The sequence below is a fragment of the Kribbella sp. NPDC104218 genome (assembly GCF_055584105.1).
In genome coordinates, this window is the sequence record NZ_JBVJMQ010000001.1 from 807,573 (window position 1) to 823,859 (window position 16,287).

General features: G+C 69.3%; 16 protein-coding genes. 4 read left to right on the top strand and 12 right to left on the bottom strand.

The window, feature by feature from the left end; translation table 11 throughout:
- The 3 genes from ACZ6ZD_RS03750 to ACZ6ZD_RS03760 are packed head-to-tail and all read left to right on the top strand — an operon-like array spanning position 1 to position 3,237.
- Positions 1-927, top strand: coding sequence for an alpha/beta hydrolase (locus ACZ6ZD_RS03750; protein ID WP_465668048.1), 927 nt, complete (start codon positions 1-3; stop codon positions 925-927).
- Entirely contained in the window at positions 920-1,978 is a 1,059-nt protein-coding gene (locus ACZ6ZD_RS03755) for an alpha-hydroxy acid oxidase (RefSeq protein ID WP_465668050.1), read from the top strand. Before ACZ6ZD_RS03750 ends, ACZ6ZD_RS03755 begins: the two co-directional genes overlap by 8 nt.
- A complete protein-coding gene (locus ACZ6ZD_RS03760; RefSeq protein ID WP_465668052.1) occupies positions 1,978-3,237 on the top strand; it encodes an aminotransferase-like domain-containing protein in 1,260 nt (419 codons plus the stop codon). Before ACZ6ZD_RS03755 ends, ACZ6ZD_RS03760 begins: the two co-directional genes overlap by 1 nt.
- On the opposite strand, the gene ACZ6ZD_RS03765 is transcribed toward ACZ6ZD_RS03760, so the two are convergent.
- The 11 genes from ACZ6ZD_RS03765 to ACZ6ZD_RS03815 all read right to left on the bottom strand — a co-directional run bounded on the left by ACZ6ZD_RS03765 (position 3,203) and on the right by ACZ6ZD_RS03815 (position 14,067).
- Positions 3,203-4,531 carry a hypothetical protein gene (locus ACZ6ZD_RS03765; protein ID WP_465668054.1) on the bottom strand — a complete coding sequence of 443 codons (1,329 nt, stop codon included), beginning with the start codon at positions 4,529-4,531 and terminating at the stop codon, positions 3,203-3,205. The genes ACZ6ZD_RS03760 and ACZ6ZD_RS03765 overlap by 35 nt on opposite strands.
- Positions 4,528-6,444, bottom strand: a complete 1,917-nt coding sequence (locus ACZ6ZD_RS03770; protein WP_465668056.1) for an alpha-ketoacid dehydrogenase subunit alpha/beta — start codon at positions 6,442-6,444, stop codon at positions 4,528-4,530. The genes ACZ6ZD_RS03765 and ACZ6ZD_RS03770 overlap by 4 nt, the downstream gene beginning before the upstream one ends.
- A 6-nt stretch (positions 6,445-6,450) precedes the next feature.
- Positions 6,451-7,251, bottom strand: a complete 801-nt coding sequence (locus tag ACZ6ZD_RS03775; protein ID WP_465668058.1) for a DUF3050 domain-containing protein — start codon at positions 7,249-7,251, stop codon at positions 6,451-6,453.
- Between the two features lie 15 nt (positions 7,252-7,266).
- Complete coding sequence (locus tag ACZ6ZD_RS03780) at positions 7,267-8,154, bottom strand: phytanoyl-CoA dioxygenase family protein (protein WP_465668060.1); 888 nt, start codon at positions 8,152-8,154, stop codon at positions 7,267-7,269.
- Between the two features lie 79 nt (positions 8,155-8,233).
- Positions 8,234-9,301: a 4-hydroxyphenylpyruvate dioxygenase gene (gene hppD, locus ACZ6ZD_RS03785; RefSeq protein ID WP_465668062.1), complete on the bottom strand. Its 1,068-nt coding sequence runs from the start codon at positions 9,299-9,301 to the stop codon at positions 8,234-8,236.
- Positions 9,301-10,554, bottom strand: coding sequence for a beta-ketoacyl-[acyl-carrier-protein] synthase family protein (locus ACZ6ZD_RS03790; protein ID WP_465668064.1), 1,254 nt, complete (start codon positions 10,552-10,554; stop codon positions 9,301-9,303). Before ACZ6ZD_RS03790 ends, hppD begins: the two co-directional genes overlap by 1 nt.
- Entirely contained in the window at positions 10,551-12,137 is a 1,587-nt protein-coding gene (locus ACZ6ZD_RS03795) for a class I adenylate-forming enzyme family protein (protein WP_465668066.1), read from the bottom strand. The genes ACZ6ZD_RS03790 and ACZ6ZD_RS03795 overlap by 4 nt, the downstream gene beginning before the upstream one ends.
- The gene (locus ACZ6ZD_RS03800) at positions 12,134-12,595 is read right to left on the bottom strand and encodes a beta-ketoacyl synthase chain length factor (protein WP_465668068.1); all 462 of its coding nucleotides are present in this window, start codon (positions 12,593-12,595) and stop codon (positions 12,134-12,136) included. The genes ACZ6ZD_RS03795 and ACZ6ZD_RS03800 overlap by 4 nt, the downstream gene beginning before the upstream one ends.
- Positions 12,592-13,593: a beta-ketoacyl-[acyl-carrier-protein] synthase family protein gene (locus ACZ6ZD_RS03805; protein WP_465668070.1), complete on the bottom strand. Its 1,002-nt coding sequence runs from the start codon at positions 13,591-13,593 to the stop codon at positions 12,592-12,594. The genes ACZ6ZD_RS03800 and ACZ6ZD_RS03805 overlap by 4 nt, the downstream gene beginning before the upstream one ends.
- Complete coding sequence (locus tag ACZ6ZD_RS03810) at positions 13,586-13,813, bottom strand: acyl carrier protein (RefSeq protein ID WP_465668072.1); 228 nt, start codon at positions 13,811-13,813, stop codon at positions 13,586-13,588. The genes ACZ6ZD_RS03805 and ACZ6ZD_RS03810 overlap by 8 nt, the downstream gene beginning before the upstream one ends.
- Positions 13,813-14,067 carry an acyl carrier protein gene (locus tag ACZ6ZD_RS03815; protein ID WP_465668074.1) on the bottom strand — a complete coding sequence of 85 codons (255 nt, stop codon included), beginning with the start codon at positions 14,065-14,067 and terminating at the stop codon, positions 13,813-13,815. Before ACZ6ZD_RS03815 ends, ACZ6ZD_RS03810 begins: the two co-directional genes overlap by 1 nt.
- A gap of 17 nt (positions 14,068-14,084) precedes the next feature.
- Between ACZ6ZD_RS03815 and ACZ6ZD_RS03820 the strand changes: the two genes are divergently transcribed.
- On the top strand, positions 14,085-14,684 hold the full coding sequence (locus ACZ6ZD_RS03820) for a 4'-phosphopantetheinyl transferase family protein (RefSeq protein ID WP_465668076.1): 600 nt from the start codon (positions 14,085-14,087) through the stop codon (positions 14,682-14,684).
- On the opposite strand, the gene ACZ6ZD_RS03825 is transcribed toward ACZ6ZD_RS03820, so the two are convergent.
- Positions 14,615-16,015 carry a class I adenylate-forming enzyme family protein gene (locus tag ACZ6ZD_RS03825; RefSeq protein ID WP_465668078.1) on the bottom strand — a complete coding sequence of 467 codons (1,401 nt, stop codon included), beginning with the start codon at positions 16,013-16,015 and terminating at the stop codon, positions 14,615-14,617. The two genes, ACZ6ZD_RS03820 and ACZ6ZD_RS03825, sit on opposite strands and share 70 nt — an antisense overlap.
- Positions 16,016-16,287 lie beyond the last annotated feature (272 nt).

Below are 16,287 nucleotides of genomic sequence, written 5' to 3' on the forward strand. Positions count from 1 at the left end.
ATGCCGCTTGACCCCCAGGTGGAGGCGATGCGCGCCGATCGGGCGGCGCGCAACGTTCCCCAGCTCTACGCCCAGACGCTGGCCGAGGCCCGCGCGGCGGATCTGGCATCCATCCAGGCCGCCGGCGGCCAGGCCGAGCCCGTCCATCACGTCGAGGACTTCAGCACGGACGCCGGGTTGCCGTTACGGCTCTACCGGCCCGACCTGAACGGACCGCTGCCGACGCTGATCTACTTCTTCGGCGGCGGCTGGACGCTCGGCAGTATCGACACCGCCGACGGCATCACACGGCGGCTGGCGAACGCCGTGCCGTGCCAGGTCATCACGGTCGGCTACCGGCTCGCGCCGGAGCATCCGTTCCCGGCCGCGGTGCACGACTGTCACGACGCGACGCAATGGATCGCCGCGAACGCCGACAAGCTGCAGGTCGACCCGGCGCGGATCGTGGTCGCCGGTGACAGCGCGGGCGGCAACCTCGCGGCCGCGACGACATTGCTCGCCCGCGATCACGGCCCGGCGCTGGCCGGGCAGCTGCTGGTCTACCCGAATACGAAGTACGGCGCGGACACGCAGTCCATGCGCAGCGGCGACGACCCGTACCTGTTCAACCGGACGTCGGTCGGCTGGTACTGGGGTCACTACCTGACCGATGTACGGGATGGCCTGGACCCGCTCGCGTCGCCGCTGCTCGCCGAGTCGCACGCAGGATTGCCGCCTGCGTTGGTGATCACGGCTGAGTACGACCCGCTGCGTGACGAAGGCGAGTTCTACGCGGAGAAGTTGCACGCGGCCGGCGTACCGACCGTACTGAGCCGGTACGACGGCATGGTGCACGGGTTCTTCGCGATGCCCGGCATCCTGGACGGCGGTCAGCAGGCAACAGCCGAAGCGGCCGCGTGGCTGAACCGAATCTTCGCCCATGCCTGACACCCTCGCCGACTACGAACAAGCGGCCGCGGCGGTTCTTCCCGCCGCGGTCCACGACTTCGTTGCCGGCGGCAGCGACGCAGAGCTGACCTTGCGCCGCAATCGGGCCGCGCTGGACGCCATCACCGTCACACCGCGCGTCCTCGCGGCAGTCGATCAGCCGACCACCGCGACCAAGTTGCTCGGGACGCCGTGCGCCCTGCCGATGGCCGTCGCGCCGATGGCGTACCAGAAGCTCTTACATCCCGAAGGTGAGCTGCTGCTCGCGGAGGCGGCCGCAGCGGCCGGGGTTCCCTACATCATCAGCACGTTGAGCAGCACGCCGCTGGAGAAGATTGCTGCCACAGCGCCGAGCTGGTTCCAGTTGTACTGGCTACGGGATCGCGACCTGGTGGCCGCGCTGATCGACCGCGCGGCCGAGGCCGGTTGCCAGGCATTGATGGTGACGGTCGACGTCCCGGTCATGGGCCGGCGGCTCCGCGACGTCCGTAACGGCTTCGCGCTGCCGCCCGAGGTGGTCGCCGCCAATCTTGTCGACAAATACACAGAGGCACATTCGACCCTCGGAACCGGATCGGCGATCGCCGCGCACACGGCGCGCGCCTTCGACCCCACGTTCTCCTGGCGCGACCTGGAGTGGATCCGCCGCCGGACCGACCTTCCCCTGGTTCTCAAGGGCATCCTGGACCCGCGGGACGCGCTCACCGCGCTCGACGCCGGCGCCGACGGGCTCGTGGTCTCGAACCACGGCGGCCGGCAGTTCGACGGCGCACCGGCCTCGATCGACGCGCTCAGCTCCGTTATCGATGCTGTTGGCAACGAATCGACCGTACTGCTCGACAGCGGGATCCGCAGCGGCGCCGATATCGTCAAGGCGCTCGCCAAAGGCGCCCACGGCGTCCTGGTCGGGCGCCCGTTGCTGTGGGCGCTCGCCCTCGGCGTACCGGACGACGCGCTCACAACACTCGGCCGCGAACTGCGGGACGCGATGCTGCTGGCCGGCTGCGCGGATCTGGCCGCGGTCGCCGACCTGATCACCGGGAGCGCTTGATGCCCGACCTCGACGTCAGCACGCTGCACGGCTCGCTGACCGACCGCGCGCTGAACTCGATGAACTTCCTGAACGAGATCTCGCACCGCTACCCGGAGGCGATCTCACTCGCCGCCGGTCGGCCGACCGAGGAGTTCTTCGACCTGGACGACGTCCCGCGGTACCTCGCGGTGTTCGCGACCCATCTACGCGATCAGGGCCTCGACGAAGCCGCCGTCCAGCGCACGATCCTGCAGTACGGCCGGACGAAGGGCATCATCCACGAGCTGATCGCCCGGCACCTGGCGGTCGACGAGAACATCCACGTCGACCCCGAGGCGATCGTCGTCACGGCCGGCTGCCAGGAGGCGATGCTCCTGACCCTGCGCGCGTTCCGGGCCGACGACAGCGACGTCCTGCTCGCGACCGCTCCGACATACGTCGGTATCACCGGCGCCGCCCGTCTCGTCGACCTCCCGGTACTCCCGGTCCCGGACGGCGACCTCGACGAGTTGCTGAGCGCGATCAAGCGCGCCCGGGCCGACGGACGCCGGCCGCGCGCGTTCTACGTGATGCCCGACTTCGCCAATCCGTCCGGCCTCAGCATGGACCTGGACACCCGGCGCCGACTGCTCGAGATCGCCGTCCAGGAAGATCTTGTGCTGCTGGAGGACAATCCGTACGGACTTTTCCCCGCGGACGGCGCCGATCGGCTGCCGACGCTCAAGGCGCTCGACGCCGACCGCCGGGTCATCTACCTCGGCTCCTTCGCCAAGACCGGTCTCCCTGGCGCTCGCGTCGGCTACGTGGTGGCCGACCAGACCACGGCGGACGGCGTCCTCGCCGACGAACTCGCCAAGCTCAAGAGCATGGTCACCGTCAACACCTCCCCGATCGCCCAGGCGGTCATCGGCGGCAAGCTGCTCGCCAACGACTTCAGCCTCGCCGCCGCCAACCACCGCGAACGAGCGATCTACAGCGCCAATCTGCGGACGATCACCGATCACCTCGCGGCGCATCACGGCGGGCTCACTTGGACGACGCCGACCGGCGGCTTCTTCGTCGTCGTCACGGTCCCGTTCCCGGTCGACGACGAGTTGCTCGCGCGATCGGCCCAGGACTACGGCGTCCTGTGGACACCCATGTCGCACTTCTACAACACGCCGGTCAACGCGCTGCGGCTGTCCTGCAGCTCGGTGAGCGCGACCCAGTTGCAGGCCGCGCTCAACCGGCTGACGGCGTTCCTCACCGATCAGTTGTCAGCAGCAACCCACTCGTGAGCGCTCCCTGCCCGACGTTGACCACCGGGCCCGCGCCCGGGACCGCGAAGCGCAGATAGGCGCCGGCCGGGACGCCGCCGAACAGGTACGGCGCGATGCAGAACGGGACGTCGGCCTCGGTACTAGCACCCGTCTCCACGTCGACGAACTGCATAGTGATGTTGTCGACGGCAACGTACTGCTGCAGGATGTAGCCGCCTTCGGCGAGGGCCTGATCGAAAGCGGTCGTCCAGGCATCGGCATTGACGTCCGGACCGACGACGACACCGACACCGCCGTAGGAACCGGCCGGTTTCAGCACGAGTTCCTGCTGGTTGCCCAAGGCCCAGGTGCGTTGGTCGGCGGTGAGGATGACCGTACGCGGGACGTGCTTGCGGATGATCTCGGCGTCCGCTGCATCCAGCTCGGCAACGTCGTCCCAGAGCCAGGCGAAGATCGACTTACTCGCCAGCAGCCAGCTGGCGGTGTGGGTGAAGATGCGCACGGACGACGTCCGCACGGCCGTGGCCAGGGCGTCCAAACCCGCGCTGGGCTTGGTGCCTTGCGGGACGAACATCCGCAGGACGGCGTCGATCGGACCGTCGTCGACGCACAGCCGGCCGGCGTCGTCCAGAGTCAGCCACTCGACCGGATAGACGCGCATGTCAAGCCCCAGTTGACGACCGCGCTCGGTGAATCCTTCGAGCAGCTTGATCATCGCGAGCCCGTCCTGCGACCCCGGGTAGCTGCCTCCGGTCGTGAAGACCATCGCCACCCGGTCTTCGGCGGTGAGACCGAGATCGGAGCGCACGGCCTCGTAGCGGGCGTCCACCGCGGACGGCGTACTCGTCAGCCCGGCCAACGCGGGCTCGTCGGCGTACGCGGCCAGGAAACGCTGCGCGATCCCGTCGGAATCGTGCGCGCCGCCGAGGGCGCTGTCGATATTCGCCTCGACCATGAACGGCGTCCCGTTCGCGAGCAGGATGTCCGCCCGGACGCCGCCGATCAGGTCGTCGGTCAACGGCAGCTCCTCGTCGAGCAGATCGATGTAGCCGATCGGCATCCCGAGCGCGGCCCGCAGCTCACCCGCGGTCGACGCCCGCCGCCGGACCGCGGCGAGGATCAGCCGGGTCACCGCGGCCGAGATCCGCGTCAACTCGTCGTACGCCGCGGTCGTCATGATCGGCGGCCGGAGCGGGCGCCAGACCTTGTTGTGGGTCGCGACGCCTTGGTACACCTGCCGCCAGGACGCCGTCCCGCGGGCGAGCAGCGCCGTACGGGTTGCCTCGGGCAACTGGTGCCACAGGTCGGTCATCGATCCTCCAGGACGGCGTGAATTGCGGCGACGAGCTGCTCCCGACCGGGCTGGACGGCCCGGTCGAGGGCCAGGGCGAACGGCAGGACGGCGCCGTCCGGGCGGGTGACACGACGTGGTGGCGCGGCCAGGTCACAGCGCTCGGCGACGACCGCGAGGACTTCGGCGGCGAAGCCGCTGGTCCGGTTCGAGTCGTCGATGACGACCAGCCGGCCGGTCCGGCCGACCGACTCGACCACGCCGTCCACATCGAGCGGGTAGACCGTCCGGGGATCGAAGACCTCGGCCGAGATGCCCCGGCCCGCCAGCTCGTCGGCGACGGCCAGCGCGTCGTGCACCAAATGACCGAGGGCAACGACGGTGACATCGGTCCCGCTGCGGGCGATTCGGCCTTCGCCGAGCGGGATCGGCGCCAACGTGCTGAAGTCGACGTCCTCGCGCACACCGAGTGCGCTGGACGGCGCGAAGACCACCACCGGGTCGTCGTCCCGGATCGCTGTGACCAGAAGGCCATAGGCGTCGGCCGGCGTCGACGGGACGACGGTCTTCACCCCGACGTGCGCGAACAGCGAGTACGGATGGTCCGAATGCTGCCCGGCCCAGCCGGTCCGCGAGCCGGAGCCCGGGACGACGTACGTCACCGGGACCGTGCACTGGCCACCGGTCATCAGCGAGAACTTGTGCGCCTGGTTGGCGATCTGCTCGAAGACCAGGAACAGCAGCGACGGGATCTGGAACTCGATCACCGGCCGCATCCCGGCCAGCGCCGCGCCGGTCGCGAAGTTCGTGAACGCCTGCTCGGACAGCGGGGTGTCGAGGACCCGATCGGGGCCGAAGCGATCGAACAGGCCGGCGGTCACGTTCGACGCGGCGGCCCGGATGTCCTCGCCGAGCAGGAAGACGGCCCGGTCGCGCTCCAGCTCGTCGCCGAGCGCGCGGTTGAGGGCCTTCAGGTACGAGAGTTTCGGCATCACGCACCCCCGGCGTACAGGTAGGCGAGCGCGGGGGGGGGGGGGGGGGTGGTGTTGTCCCCCCCCCCCCCCCCCCCCCCCCCCCGCGTCCAGGAGGGACTCGACCTCGGCATCGACGGCCGCGCGATCCGCGGCCGGCAGCCGAGCGCCCTGGATCTCCACCGGACACCGCGAACGCCCAGTCGAGATCTCTTCGGTCGAGCGATAGCTGAGCCGGGCCCGGTGCTCGAAGGTGTGGTGCGCGTCGAACCGATAGGTGACGCACTCGAGGAACGTCGGTCCGCGCCCGGCCCGGGCCCGCGCGACCGCCGTACTGGTTGCCTCCAGCACCTTCTCCGGGTCCTGCCCGTCCACGGTGAAGGCCGGCATCCCGAACGCGCGCGCCCGGGCGGTGATACTGCCGGCGATCGCCGACGCGACCGGCATCGTAGTCGCGTAGCCGTTGTTCTCACAGACGAACACCACCGGCACCTGCCAGAGCGCGGCCAGGTTGAACGCCTCCAGCAACATCCCCTCGTTCATCGCGCCGTCGCCGAAGAACGTCGCGGCGACGGTGTCCCGGCCCTGGCTGCGGGCCGCCCAGGCCGCGCCGGTCGCGATCGAACCGGCGGCGCCGACGATCGCGTTCGCACCGAGGATGCCGAGTGCGAAGTCGGCCGCGTGCATGGAGCCGCCGCGGCCCTTGTTCAAGCCGGTCTCGCGGCCCATCAGCTCGGCGAGCAGCCGGGCCGGGTCCACACCGCGGGCCAGCACGTGGCCGTGCCCGCGGTGCGTGCTGGTCAGGACGTCATCCGGGCCGAGCGCCGCGCAGACGCCGGCCGCGATCCCCTCCTGGCCGATGTAGGGGTGGATCCCCCCGACGATCTCCCCGGACCGCACGAACTCGATCGCGCGCTCCTCGAAGCGGCGGATCAACCGGACAGTCCGGTAGAGATCGGTCATCGGCGATCAGGCCTTGATGGCCGCGAGGATCGCGTCCCAGAGCCGGGCCCGGGCGGCCAGCGCGCTGTTGATGGTGTCCGCGCAGGCCTCCCACTTCGCCTGGTCGTCACCGCACAGGTCGGCGACCATCTGCATCGCCATCGGGGTGTGGAACTCGCCGTCCACCTCGATGTGCCGCTCCAGGTAGTCGACGAACGTGTTCAGCTTGTTGGAGCGCTCGTTCACCGCGACGACCTGGGTGAACATGTCCGGGATCAGGTCCTCGCGGCCGAAGGCGAAGGCCGCCGCCTGGCAGTGCACCGGCGCGTTCTCGATGATCCCCCAGGTGGTGCCGGCGAAGTCGATCGATGCCTGCGGGACGCCGGCCCCGACCAGCGACTCGACCACCGGGCGGCCCTCGCGGAGCAGGTCGATCAGCCGGTCGATGGCGCCGGTGTCCGCACCGGCCTCGTGCATACCGTCGACGTACAGCTCGAAGTGGCTGATGAAGGCCGGCTTGCCGTCCTCGCCGCCCAGCTCGTCACTCTCCTCGACCATCACGATGTCGTTGATCAACCGACGGCTGCTGCGGTGCTCGGTCGGGATCCAGGGCACGGTCACGCAGGTCAGCTCACGCTGCAGGGACTTCAGCAGGGACATGAAGTCCCAGACCGCGAAGACGTGGTGCTCCATGAAGGTGACGAGCGCCTCGTGCGTGTCCAGGTTGGCGTACAGCGGGTGCTGGACGACCTTCTCGCGGGCCTCGGTGACGGCCTTCTCGAGCTGCTCGATCCCGGGGTGCGTCTGACCCCAGTCGTAACGGGACATGTGGATGTTCCTCTCTCAGCGATCGGCCCAGAGCGTCGGGCAGTAGTCGGGGTCGGCGTAGTCCGGCCGCCCGTCGGGGGTCCGCCGGACCAGGACGTCGTGGTTGTACGCCGCCAGGGTGCCGTCGGACAGCGGGAACTCGCGGTAGCGGTTGTCCCCGTCCTGCAGGTGCAGCGAGACCGCCCGGCGGGGCCGGTCGCTGACGTTCGCACCGCTGCCGTGATAGGTGCGGCAGTGGTGGAAGTTCATGTGGCCGCGCGGGATCGTGATCGGCAGCTTGGTCACCTCGGCGCCGTTGTACGCCGCGTTCTCGGCCAGCATCTGGTCGAGCTGCGAGCGGTCCCGGTCGGCGAAGTGCCGGACGACGGTGTCGTCGGCGCCGATCTCGCGCCAGCGGTGGCTGCCGTCGACCATCGTGATCGTGCCCATCTCGGGCGGGCAGTCGTGGAACGGGATGAACGCGGTGAGCATCTTGTCCGACGACGACGAGGACCAGTAGTGCTTGTCGAAGTGCCAGGGCACGATATTCGACGGCTCACCGGAGATCGGCGGCTTGAGGATCAGCGTGGACTGGAAGATCCGGATCTCGTCGGCCTGCGCCAGCCGCGCGGCGACCGCGCCGATGATCGGCTTGCGGAGGATCTTGGCCAGCCCGTCGTGCTCGTGGTGCACGTAGTCGTTGTGCCGCTGGACGTCGCCCTTGGACGGGTCCCAGTAGGCGAGTTTGGGCGGCCGTGCCGGGAGCGTCCGGTCGCGTTCGCCGGCGTAGTACCGCTCGCTGGCGTTCACCAGCTCGTCGACCTCGTCGTCGGTGAGCAGCTTCTTGGACAGGTACCAGCCGTGCTCGTTGTAGAAGGCAACGTCTTCGTCCGACGGAAGGAGCTCGATCTCCTCCTCCGACAACTTGAACTCACCCAGCCACGTCCTCGCTTCGCTCCGGGCGCGTCTGGGCGCGGCAGTGCTTTTGATGAGTTCACTTCGTTCACTCATGGGCGAGCTCCCGCTCCTTGGCCTCGTACAGGGCCTTGATGTTGCCGCTGCCGAATGTCATCGCGCCGCGGCGCTCGATGATCTCCAGGAACAGCGTGCGGCGGATGTGCATGGACTCGGTGAAGATCTGCAGCAGCTGGCCCCAGTGGTCGCGATCGACCAGGATGCCGAGGTCCTGCAGGTCCTCGATCGGCGTCTCGATCTCGCCGACCCGGTCGCTCAGCGCGTCGTAGTACGCGGCCGGCGTCCCGAGGAAGTTCACGCCGCGATCGGCCAGCGTGCCGACCGCCTCGACGATGTTGCTGGTCCGCAAGGCGATGTGCTGGACGCCGGCGCCGGCGTGCCAGGTGAGGAAGTCGTCGATCTGGCCCGGACGGCGGCTCGGGTCCGGCTCGATCAGCGTGAACGTGACGTGTTTGGACGGGCTCTGGACGACCTTCGAGTCCATCCCCTGGCCGGCCACCTCGATGTACTCCTCGAAGATCCGCGGGAAGCCGAAGACGTCCTCGTAGAACTTCGCGGTCGGCTCCAGCTCACCCGACGGCACGCAGATCGCCAGGTGATCGATCTCGCTGAACAGCTTCTCGTCCGGACCGTTCGCCGGCTCCGTGATCACGAACGCGCCCGGCAGGAACTCCCGGCGCGGCCCGTGCCGCTCGACCAGCCGGTGGACGACGTCCCCGAATCCGGCCACCTCGGCGACCACGACCGTGGTCTCGGCCTCGTCGGTGTACGTGACCGGCTCCGCGATCGACCGCGCGCCGCGCGACAACAGCTCGGTGTAGGCGACCGCCGTGTTGTCGACCTCCAGCCCGACCACGGCGACGCCGTCCCCGTGCCGCTGCACGTACTGCGCGGCCGGGTGCTCGGCGTCCAGGCCCGAGGTGAGCACGATCTGGACGGCGTCCTCGCGCAGCAGTAGTGAGCGCTGCCCGGCCAGGCCGGACTCCGGGCCGCCGTGACCGTGCACCTGCAGCCCGAAGGCGTGGGCCAGATAGAACGCAGCCTGTTTCGCATCGCCCACGTACAGCTCGACGTGGTCGATCCCGTAGATCTCCATCACCAGTCCTTCCCCTCACTCTTTCCCTGTGTGCTCGGCGGACCGAACAGCAAGCTGACGTTCTGACCGCCGAATCCGAACGAGTTCGAGAGCGCGTACTCGAGGCGGACCTGGCGTGGCTCCTTGCGGACGTGGTCCAGCGGGCAGGCGGGATCCGGGTCGTCCAGGTGGTACGTCGGCGGCACCAGCCCGGAGGCGATCGCCATCGCCGCCGCGGCGGCCTCGACGACACCGGAGGTGCCGAGCATGTGACCGGTCAGCGCTTTCGTGGAGCTGACCGCCGGGCGGTGCTCGCCGAAGGCGCGCCCGATCGCGACGGACTCCGCCACGTCGCCGAGTTTCGTGCTGGTGCCGTGGGCGTTGACGTAACCGACCTGCTCGGGCCGGATGCTTTTCATGGCCAACTGCATGCACTTCGCGGCGCCGTCGCCGTCCGGTCGCGGCGCGGTCGGGTGATGCGCGTCCGAGTTCACGCCGTACCCCGCGACATCGGCGTACGCCTTGGCGCCTCGCGCGGCCGCATGCGCCGTGCTCTCCAGCACCAGCAGCGCCGCGCCCTCACTCAGCACGAACCCGTTCCGTCGCAGGTCGAACGGCCGGCTCGCCTCGCGCGGATCGTCCCACCCGCGCGCCAGCGCCCGCGCATTGGCGAACGTCTCCGCGAACGTCGGGAACAACGGCGCCTCACTCGCCCCGCACAGCACCACATCCAGCTCACCGCTCCGGATCAGCCGGACGCCGTCCGCGATCGCCTGCGCCCCCGACGCACACGCCGTCCCGACCGCCGACGTGTACCCGCGCATCCCGTACCGGATCGCGATCCGCGCCGCCGGCATGTTCGGCAGGATCCCCGTCAGCAAATAGGGGCTAACAGCAACCTTCCCGCGCTCGGCCCGCTCCAGCACCTGCCGCTCGAGCGTCGCCATCCCCCCAACCCCGCCGACCACAACCCCGATCCGCTCCGGCGCAACGTTCTCCCCCACCACCAACCCGGCGTCCCGCAACGCCTCCTCCGCCACCAACTGCGCCAGCACCACCGTCCGGTCCATCACCTTCCCGTCCGGCCCACCAGCGATCGTCCCGGCATCAAACGCCGGCAAAATCCCCGCAACCTCCACCGACCCAGCCACCGCATGCCCCTCCGGCGGCCGCACAATCCCCGACCGCCCATGCAACAAAGAAGTGAACACCTCGTCCACCCCCCGCCCCACCGGCGTCAACAACCCCATCCCCGAAACACTCACCCCGTTCATGCGAGGGCCTCTCGGAGGGCTACTTTGCGGACTTTGCCGGTGACGGTGACGGGGACTTGGTCGGCGGAGACGGAGGTGATGGTGCGGATGATGGCGGCGACGTCGGGGGCGACCGCGGCTTTGACGGCTTCGGCGCGGTCGACGGCGGGGGCTTCGGGGGTGAGTTCGAGGAGGACGTCGGCGACGTACGCGCCGTCGTGCTCGACGATGACGACCGTGCAGTCGGCGACGTCCGGGAGGGCCGCGAGGATGCGCTCCTCGGACATCGAGGTGAACAGCTGCGGCCCGTCGAAGCCGGCCACGGCGTCCGGAATGCGATCGAGGTGGAAGTAGTGACCGGTCTCGTCGCGATAGACGAGGTCTCCGGTAACGAACCAACCGTTCAGTCGGAAACGGTAGGTGTTGATCGAGTCGTTCCAGTAGCCCGGCGAGACCGACGGCGAGCGGAACCCGAGGATGCCCACCTGCCCGACCGGCAGCTCGACGCCGTCCGCGCTCAGCACGGTCGCCTCCGCGAACTCGTACGGCTTCCCGATACACCGCCCGTACTGCGAGCTGTCCGCCGTATGCGTGATGTGGAACCCGTTGTGCCCCATCTCGCTCGACCCGAGCCCGTCGATGAAATGCGATCCCGGCACCAGCACGCGCCCCTCCCGCGTCACCGTCTCCCGGGTGCCCACAGCGACCAGCTTCCGGATGTGCGGCTCGTGCGCGCAGTCTCCGGTGTTGAACCACATCCGGACCGAGCCGACGTCCCGCGCGCCCAGGTCCGCCCGCGCCAGCCCGGCCCACGTCACCGCGAACCCGTACACCGCATGCGGCTTCCAGCGCTCGATCTGGCGCAGTACGCCGTCCGCGTCCTGGCTGGACAGCAGCAGCATCTCGGCGCGGTTCCCGAGCACCTGGTTGACCATCAGGATCGTGGCCGTGTGCGGGATCGGTAGCGCGTTCAGAATCCGATCCGTCCCCTGCGCCTGCGGCATCGTCAGCAGGTGCTTCAGTGCGGCGTACAGCGTCGTGTGCGTGTGCAGAACCGCCTTCGGTACGCCGGTCGTCCCGCTGGTGTGCGTGATCACGACTGGGTCGTCCCGGTGGTGCCGGTAGTGCGCCGGCGCCTGCGCCGGATCGCCCGTCCCCAGCTCGCGCGGCTCGGCCAGGACCTCCCCCGCCAGCAGCGGCTTGTGCGCCGCATCAGCCAGGACGGCGGTTGCGCGCAACCGGCGGATGTACTCGTCGGCGATCGCCGGCCCCATCTTCCCGTTCATCAGCGCGGGGATCGCACCGATCCGGGTCAGCGCGAGGAAGCTCAGTACGACGTCCTGTGCCTCGGTAGCCCACACAGCGACGACGTTCCGGCGTCCGATGCCGTGCGCGTGCAACCACGCCGTCCGCGCCTGGACCCGCTCGTCCAACTCACCCAGCGTCAGCGGGTGCTCCGCCGGGTAGCCGTCGACCGCGGTGTCGAACGTCAGCCCCGGACCGGCGAGGTCGGCGCCCTGGGCGATCACCGTGGCCAGCACGTTGCCGGTCCCGATCGCCGGGTCGGCCGCCAGCCGGGCCCGCCATCCACGTTCTGTCTTCATAGCTCGTCTCCCGCAGTCACGATTCGCGCGAACGCCTGGTCCGCCTCCACCTGCACGATCAGCACCTGATCGGCGTCCCCGTCACCGATCAGCAAGGCGGCTTCGTCCGTCCCGCCGTCCGTCACACACACCACCGGCCCGCACAGGTTCCAGCTGGCGGCGATCCAGCCCGCGATGCTGTTCGGGACCGACTGGAAGAACCACAGCGGCCCGACTCGCTTGCCAGCAGCAACCAGCTCCTCGACCTGCGCCGCACTCTCCTGGTCACCTGCGGTCTCCAGCACGAGCCCGGTCACGCCCGCCGACTCCGGCGTCCGCTCCAGACACCGCCCGGCCGCAGCCGCTGCCAACGGGTTGAACGCCGAGCCGATGAACCCCGGTACGCCGGGCGGCGCACCATCACCCGGCTCGGGCCAGCGCCCCTCAGCCAGCACGGTCAAGTCATGGACCTCGATCACGCCGTCACCACCAATGCCGTATTGGCGCCGCCGAACGCCGAGTTCAGCGAAACGGCAACCGGCGACTGCAGGGGCCGCGGAGCGTCCAGAATCAGATCCACCGCACAGCGCGGGTCAGTCGCCAGGAAACCCGCGTTGACCGGCAGCTTCCCGTCCAGCAACGCCTGCACGGTCACGACGAACTCCACGACGCCAGAGGCCTCCAACGCATGCCCGTGCAAACCCTTGGTGGAGCTGACCGGCGGGCTGGCGGTAAAGACCGCGTTGATCGCTGCCGCCTCGGCCTGGTCGCTGAAGACCGTGCCGGTCGCGTTCGCGTTCACATACCCCACGGCCTCCGGAGCCACCTCAGCACGGCCTAGCGCACGCTGTAGCGCTGCTGCGAGCCCGCGGCCGTCCGGTGCGGGCTGGCAGGGGTGATGCGCGTCGCCCGCGCGACCCCATCCGGCCAGCTGCGCCAGACCGTCGCCTGCTTGCAGTACGACGGCCGCAACGCCGTCTCCAAGCAGCGTGCCCTGCCGCTGTGCGCTGAACGGCCGTACGACGTTGTCGAACGTCAGAGCGCGGCCAGCGTCGAACAGGGCGAACTGATACGGCTCGACCAAGTACGCACCGGCGACGACGATCCGCTCTGCCCGCCCGCTGCTGATCAGGGCGGCTGCGTCGGCCATCGCCGTACTGCCGGAGACACAGGCGCTGGTGTAGACGCGTGCGGCCCCGAAGTCGCAGACCGGCGGTGCGTGCATCGCCAGCAACAGCGTCGTCGTACTGCGATCCACACCGGCCTGAGCGCACGCCGTAGCGATCGCCAGGTCCAGCTCCTCTTCGAGCGTCCCGGTCTCAGCGGCCAGAGCGGCGTACCGGACTCGCCTTGCGCTGGTGTCGAACCGGCGTACCTCGGCAAACGCAGGCAGGCCGGTCAGCTGCGCCTCAGGACCACGTCCGAGGGCAGTCAGCACAGAGAGGCCGGTCACGGCGACCGGTCGGCGTTCAGGCATGAGCGGACAGCACCTCACCCAGCACGGCGACAGCCGCGTCGATCGTGGTCATCTGACCGAGCTGCTCGTCCGGCAGCTCCACGCCGTACCGCTGCTCGACCTGATGGACCAGCCAGGCCAGCTCCATCGAGTCGAGCCGCTCGGCGCCGGGCGGCCGCTGACCGAGGCCGGCCAGCCAGTCGATGACCTCAGCCCTCCCGGGCGGGGGAAGGATGCTCATCAGACCTGCTGTGCGACCCGGCCGGCCACCTCGGCCGTGAACTCGCCGACCGTCATCAGCGCCAGCTGCTCGGACTCGTCGTCACTGAACCGGACGCCGTACTTGTCCTCGACGCGAACCGACAGGTCGGCCAGCGCGAGCGACTCCAGGTCCACGCCGGCCGGGCCGAGCGTGGTCGCGTCGTCGATCCCCTCGGTGTCGTAGTTCATGTCCTGCAGCTGCGCGATGACGAAAGCGCGAACCTCGTCCTTCATCGGGTTACCTTCTTTCGGTGGATGATCGGGTGGATGTCTGGACGGCGCCGGCCGGTGACGACTCGCGTGCCACCGCCCACGCCTTGCTGCTCGTGCTGGCCGGGACGCTCGTCCGCGACCCGATGCTGCGGCACGACCCGAGCGGCCGGCCCGACATCGCCGGGCTGGCCGTGAGCATCAGCCACAGCCGTTCGCTCGTCGCTGTCGCCGCAGGCCGAACCGGCTCGGTCGGAGTCGACCTCGAGGACATCTATCCGCGTGAGGTGAGCGGACTGGCCCGTCGATGGTTCGACCCCGCCGAGCTGGACTGGATGGCCGCCCAGCCCGACGGACTGCTCGCCTTCCTGCGGTTGTGGACCGCGAAGGAGGCCGTCGGCAAGGCGGTCGGTCTGGGGCTGCGCAACTCCGGTCTGCGCCGGCTGATGCCGCTGGCCGACGGTCCGGTCGAGTCGGCGCCCGGGTTGTACGTCGTCCGGCCGCCGCTGCTGGACGACGCCGTACTGGCCGTAGCGGTCAGTACGGCGGCGCAGGTCGTGGTGACCGAGCATCAGGGCACCGCCTTGCGCAGGACGGTCAAGTCGCGGACGAGCTTCCCAGTGGTTGTCCGCGGCAACTGATCGAGCAGGTGCAGAGTCCGCGGCCGTTTGTACGACGCCAGCCGTTGAGACAGCTCGGCCTCGAGCCGGGCCGCCTCGCGTCGTTCCTTCAGCTGCAGGTACGCCGTGATCGCACCGTCGTACACCACCACCGCGGCCTCGACCCCGCGCAACGTGCCGAGCGTGTACTCGACCTCGGTCAGATCGACCTTCAGCCCGCCCACGGACACCTGTGAGTCCAGACGGCCCTTGATGCTGACCAGTCCGGTCTCCGGATCGACCACACCGGCGTCCCGGGTCCGCAGCCAGCCATCGGACCAGCGCGCCGGATCGACCAGCCCGAGATACGGCGACTCGGCCCGCGCGATCTGCAGCTCGCCGTCGACCACGCGGACGTCGATCCCCGGGGCGGGCCGGATCGCCGGCCGATGCGCGCCGTACAGGTCGGTGCCGATGACGCCGACCTCCGTCATCCCGTACATGTTCCCGAGCGGGACGACGTACTTCTCCTCGAACAGCTGCGAAACGGCCGCCGGCACCAGCTCGCCGCCGGTCGTCATCCGCTTGAACTGCGGGAGTTTCGGTGACTCCTGGACGGACGCGAGCAGCCCGATGTGGAACGGCACGCCGAGCACCGTCGCCGGGGTCGGCTCGGCGGCGATCGCCTGGACGATCGCGTCACCGGTCAACCGCGCCGGCGGGACAAGCTCGACGCCCGCGTGCAACCCGTACAGCAATCCGCCGACGAGACCGAGCACATGCACCATCGACGGCAGCAGCACCACCCGCTCACCACTGACCGGAACCCCATCGATCTTCGTGTACCGCAACACCTCGTCGACCAGGTCCTGCGCCGTCCGGCCGATCACCTTCGACGGCCCGGTCGACCCCGAACTGAGCTGGACGACGGCATGCGACGTCCCGGCCGGATGCCCCGAATAGCTGGCCACGTCGGCCTCGACGTCCACGAACGTCCGCAACCCGGCGACCACCGGCCGCTGCGGCGAAACCACCACCTGCGGCACCAGCCGCTCGATCGCCCGCCGTACCTCGTAATCGGTCAGCCGATGATCCAGCAAGATCGCCTGCGCACCCGAGCGCCAGACCGCCAGCAAATGCGTCACGAATGCCACCGAAGGCGGTAAACGCAAAGCCGCCGCACCACCCGCCCGCAAACCGGACCGGGCCAATTCCACTTGCCGTTCCCGCACCATCCGGCGCAGTTTCCCGAGCTCCACAACTTCCGGCAGCCGCAACACCACCCGACCCGCCGCCCCACTCAGCAACACCTCGTCGACCCATTCACCCCCCGCGGCGGCTCCGGGCACGACAAAAGACCCATCCATGGCCATCCGAACTCCAAAGTCGTTACACACAAAGGATTCGAAGGCCAGCACCCCCACCAAGGCCTGGCGATGACTGGACGATACGACACCATCACACAACCGCGCTACGAACCAGAAGTAATGTTCCGATCACACCTCGCAAACCCCCCGAACCCCCTCCCCCACACCCATCAAAACAAACCCCCAAAAATCACCCACCAGGTTAGTAATTCACCCCTCCCCCCACCCAACGAAGGGTTCCCCGCACCCACCCACCAAATACCAAAAACCCCGATCAA

Excerpts from the sequence above, each read along its gene's own strand:
- ACZ6ZD_RS03815 (WP_465668074.1), bottom strand. The coding sequence starts at position 14,067 with ATGAAGGACGAGGTTCGCGCTTTCGTCATCGCGCAGCTGCAGGACATG.
- ACZ6ZD_RS03805 (WP_465668070.1), bottom strand. The coding sequence starts at position 13,593 with ATGCCTGAACGCCGACCGGTCGCCGTGACCGGCCTCTCTGTGCTGACT.
- ACZ6ZD_RS03760 (WP_465668052.1), top strand. The coding sequence starts at position 1,978 with ATGCCCGACCTCGACGTCAGCACGCTGCACGGCTCGCTGACCGACCGC.
- ACZ6ZD_RS03770 (WP_465668056.1), bottom strand. The coding sequence starts at position 6,444 with ATGACCGATCTCTACCGGACTGTCCGGTTGATCCGCCGCTTCGAGGAG.
- ACZ6ZD_RS03810 (WP_465668072.1), bottom strand. The coding sequence starts at position 13,813 with ATGAGCATCCTTCCCCCGCCCGGGAGGGCTGAGGTCATCGACTGGCTG.
- ACZ6ZD_RS03825 (WP_465668078.1), bottom strand. The coding sequence starts at position 16,015 with ATGGCCATGGATGGGTCTTTTGTCGTGCCCGGAGCCGCCGCGGGGGGT.
- ACZ6ZD_RS03795 (WP_465668066.1), bottom strand. The coding sequence starts at position 12,137 with ATGAAGACAGAACGTGGATGGCGGGCCCGGCTGGCGGCCGACCCGGCG.
- ACZ6ZD_RS03775 (WP_465668058.1), bottom strand. The coding sequence starts at position 7,251 with ATGTCCCGTTACGACTGGGGTCAGACGCACCCCGGGATCGAGCAGCTC.
- ACZ6ZD_RS03750 (WP_465668048.1), top strand. The coding sequence starts at position 1 with ATGCCGCTTGACCCCCAGGTGGAGGCGATGCGCGCCGATCGGGCGGCG.
- ACZ6ZD_RS03765 (WP_465668054.1), bottom strand. The coding sequence starts at position 4,531 with ATGACCGACCTGTGGCACCAGTTGCCCGAGGCAACCCGTACGGCGCTG.
- hppD (WP_465668062.1), bottom strand. The coding sequence starts at position 9,301 with ATGGAGATCTACGGGATCGACCACGTCGAGCTGTACGTGGGCGATGCG.
- ACZ6ZD_RS03790 (WP_465668064.1), bottom strand. The coding sequence starts at position 10,554 with ATGAACGGGGTGAGTGTTTCGGGGATGGGGTTGTTGACGCCGGTGGGG.
- ACZ6ZD_RS03755 (WP_465668050.1), top strand. The coding sequence starts at position 920 with ATGCCTGACACCCTCGCCGACTACGAACAAGCGGCCGCGGCGGTTCTT.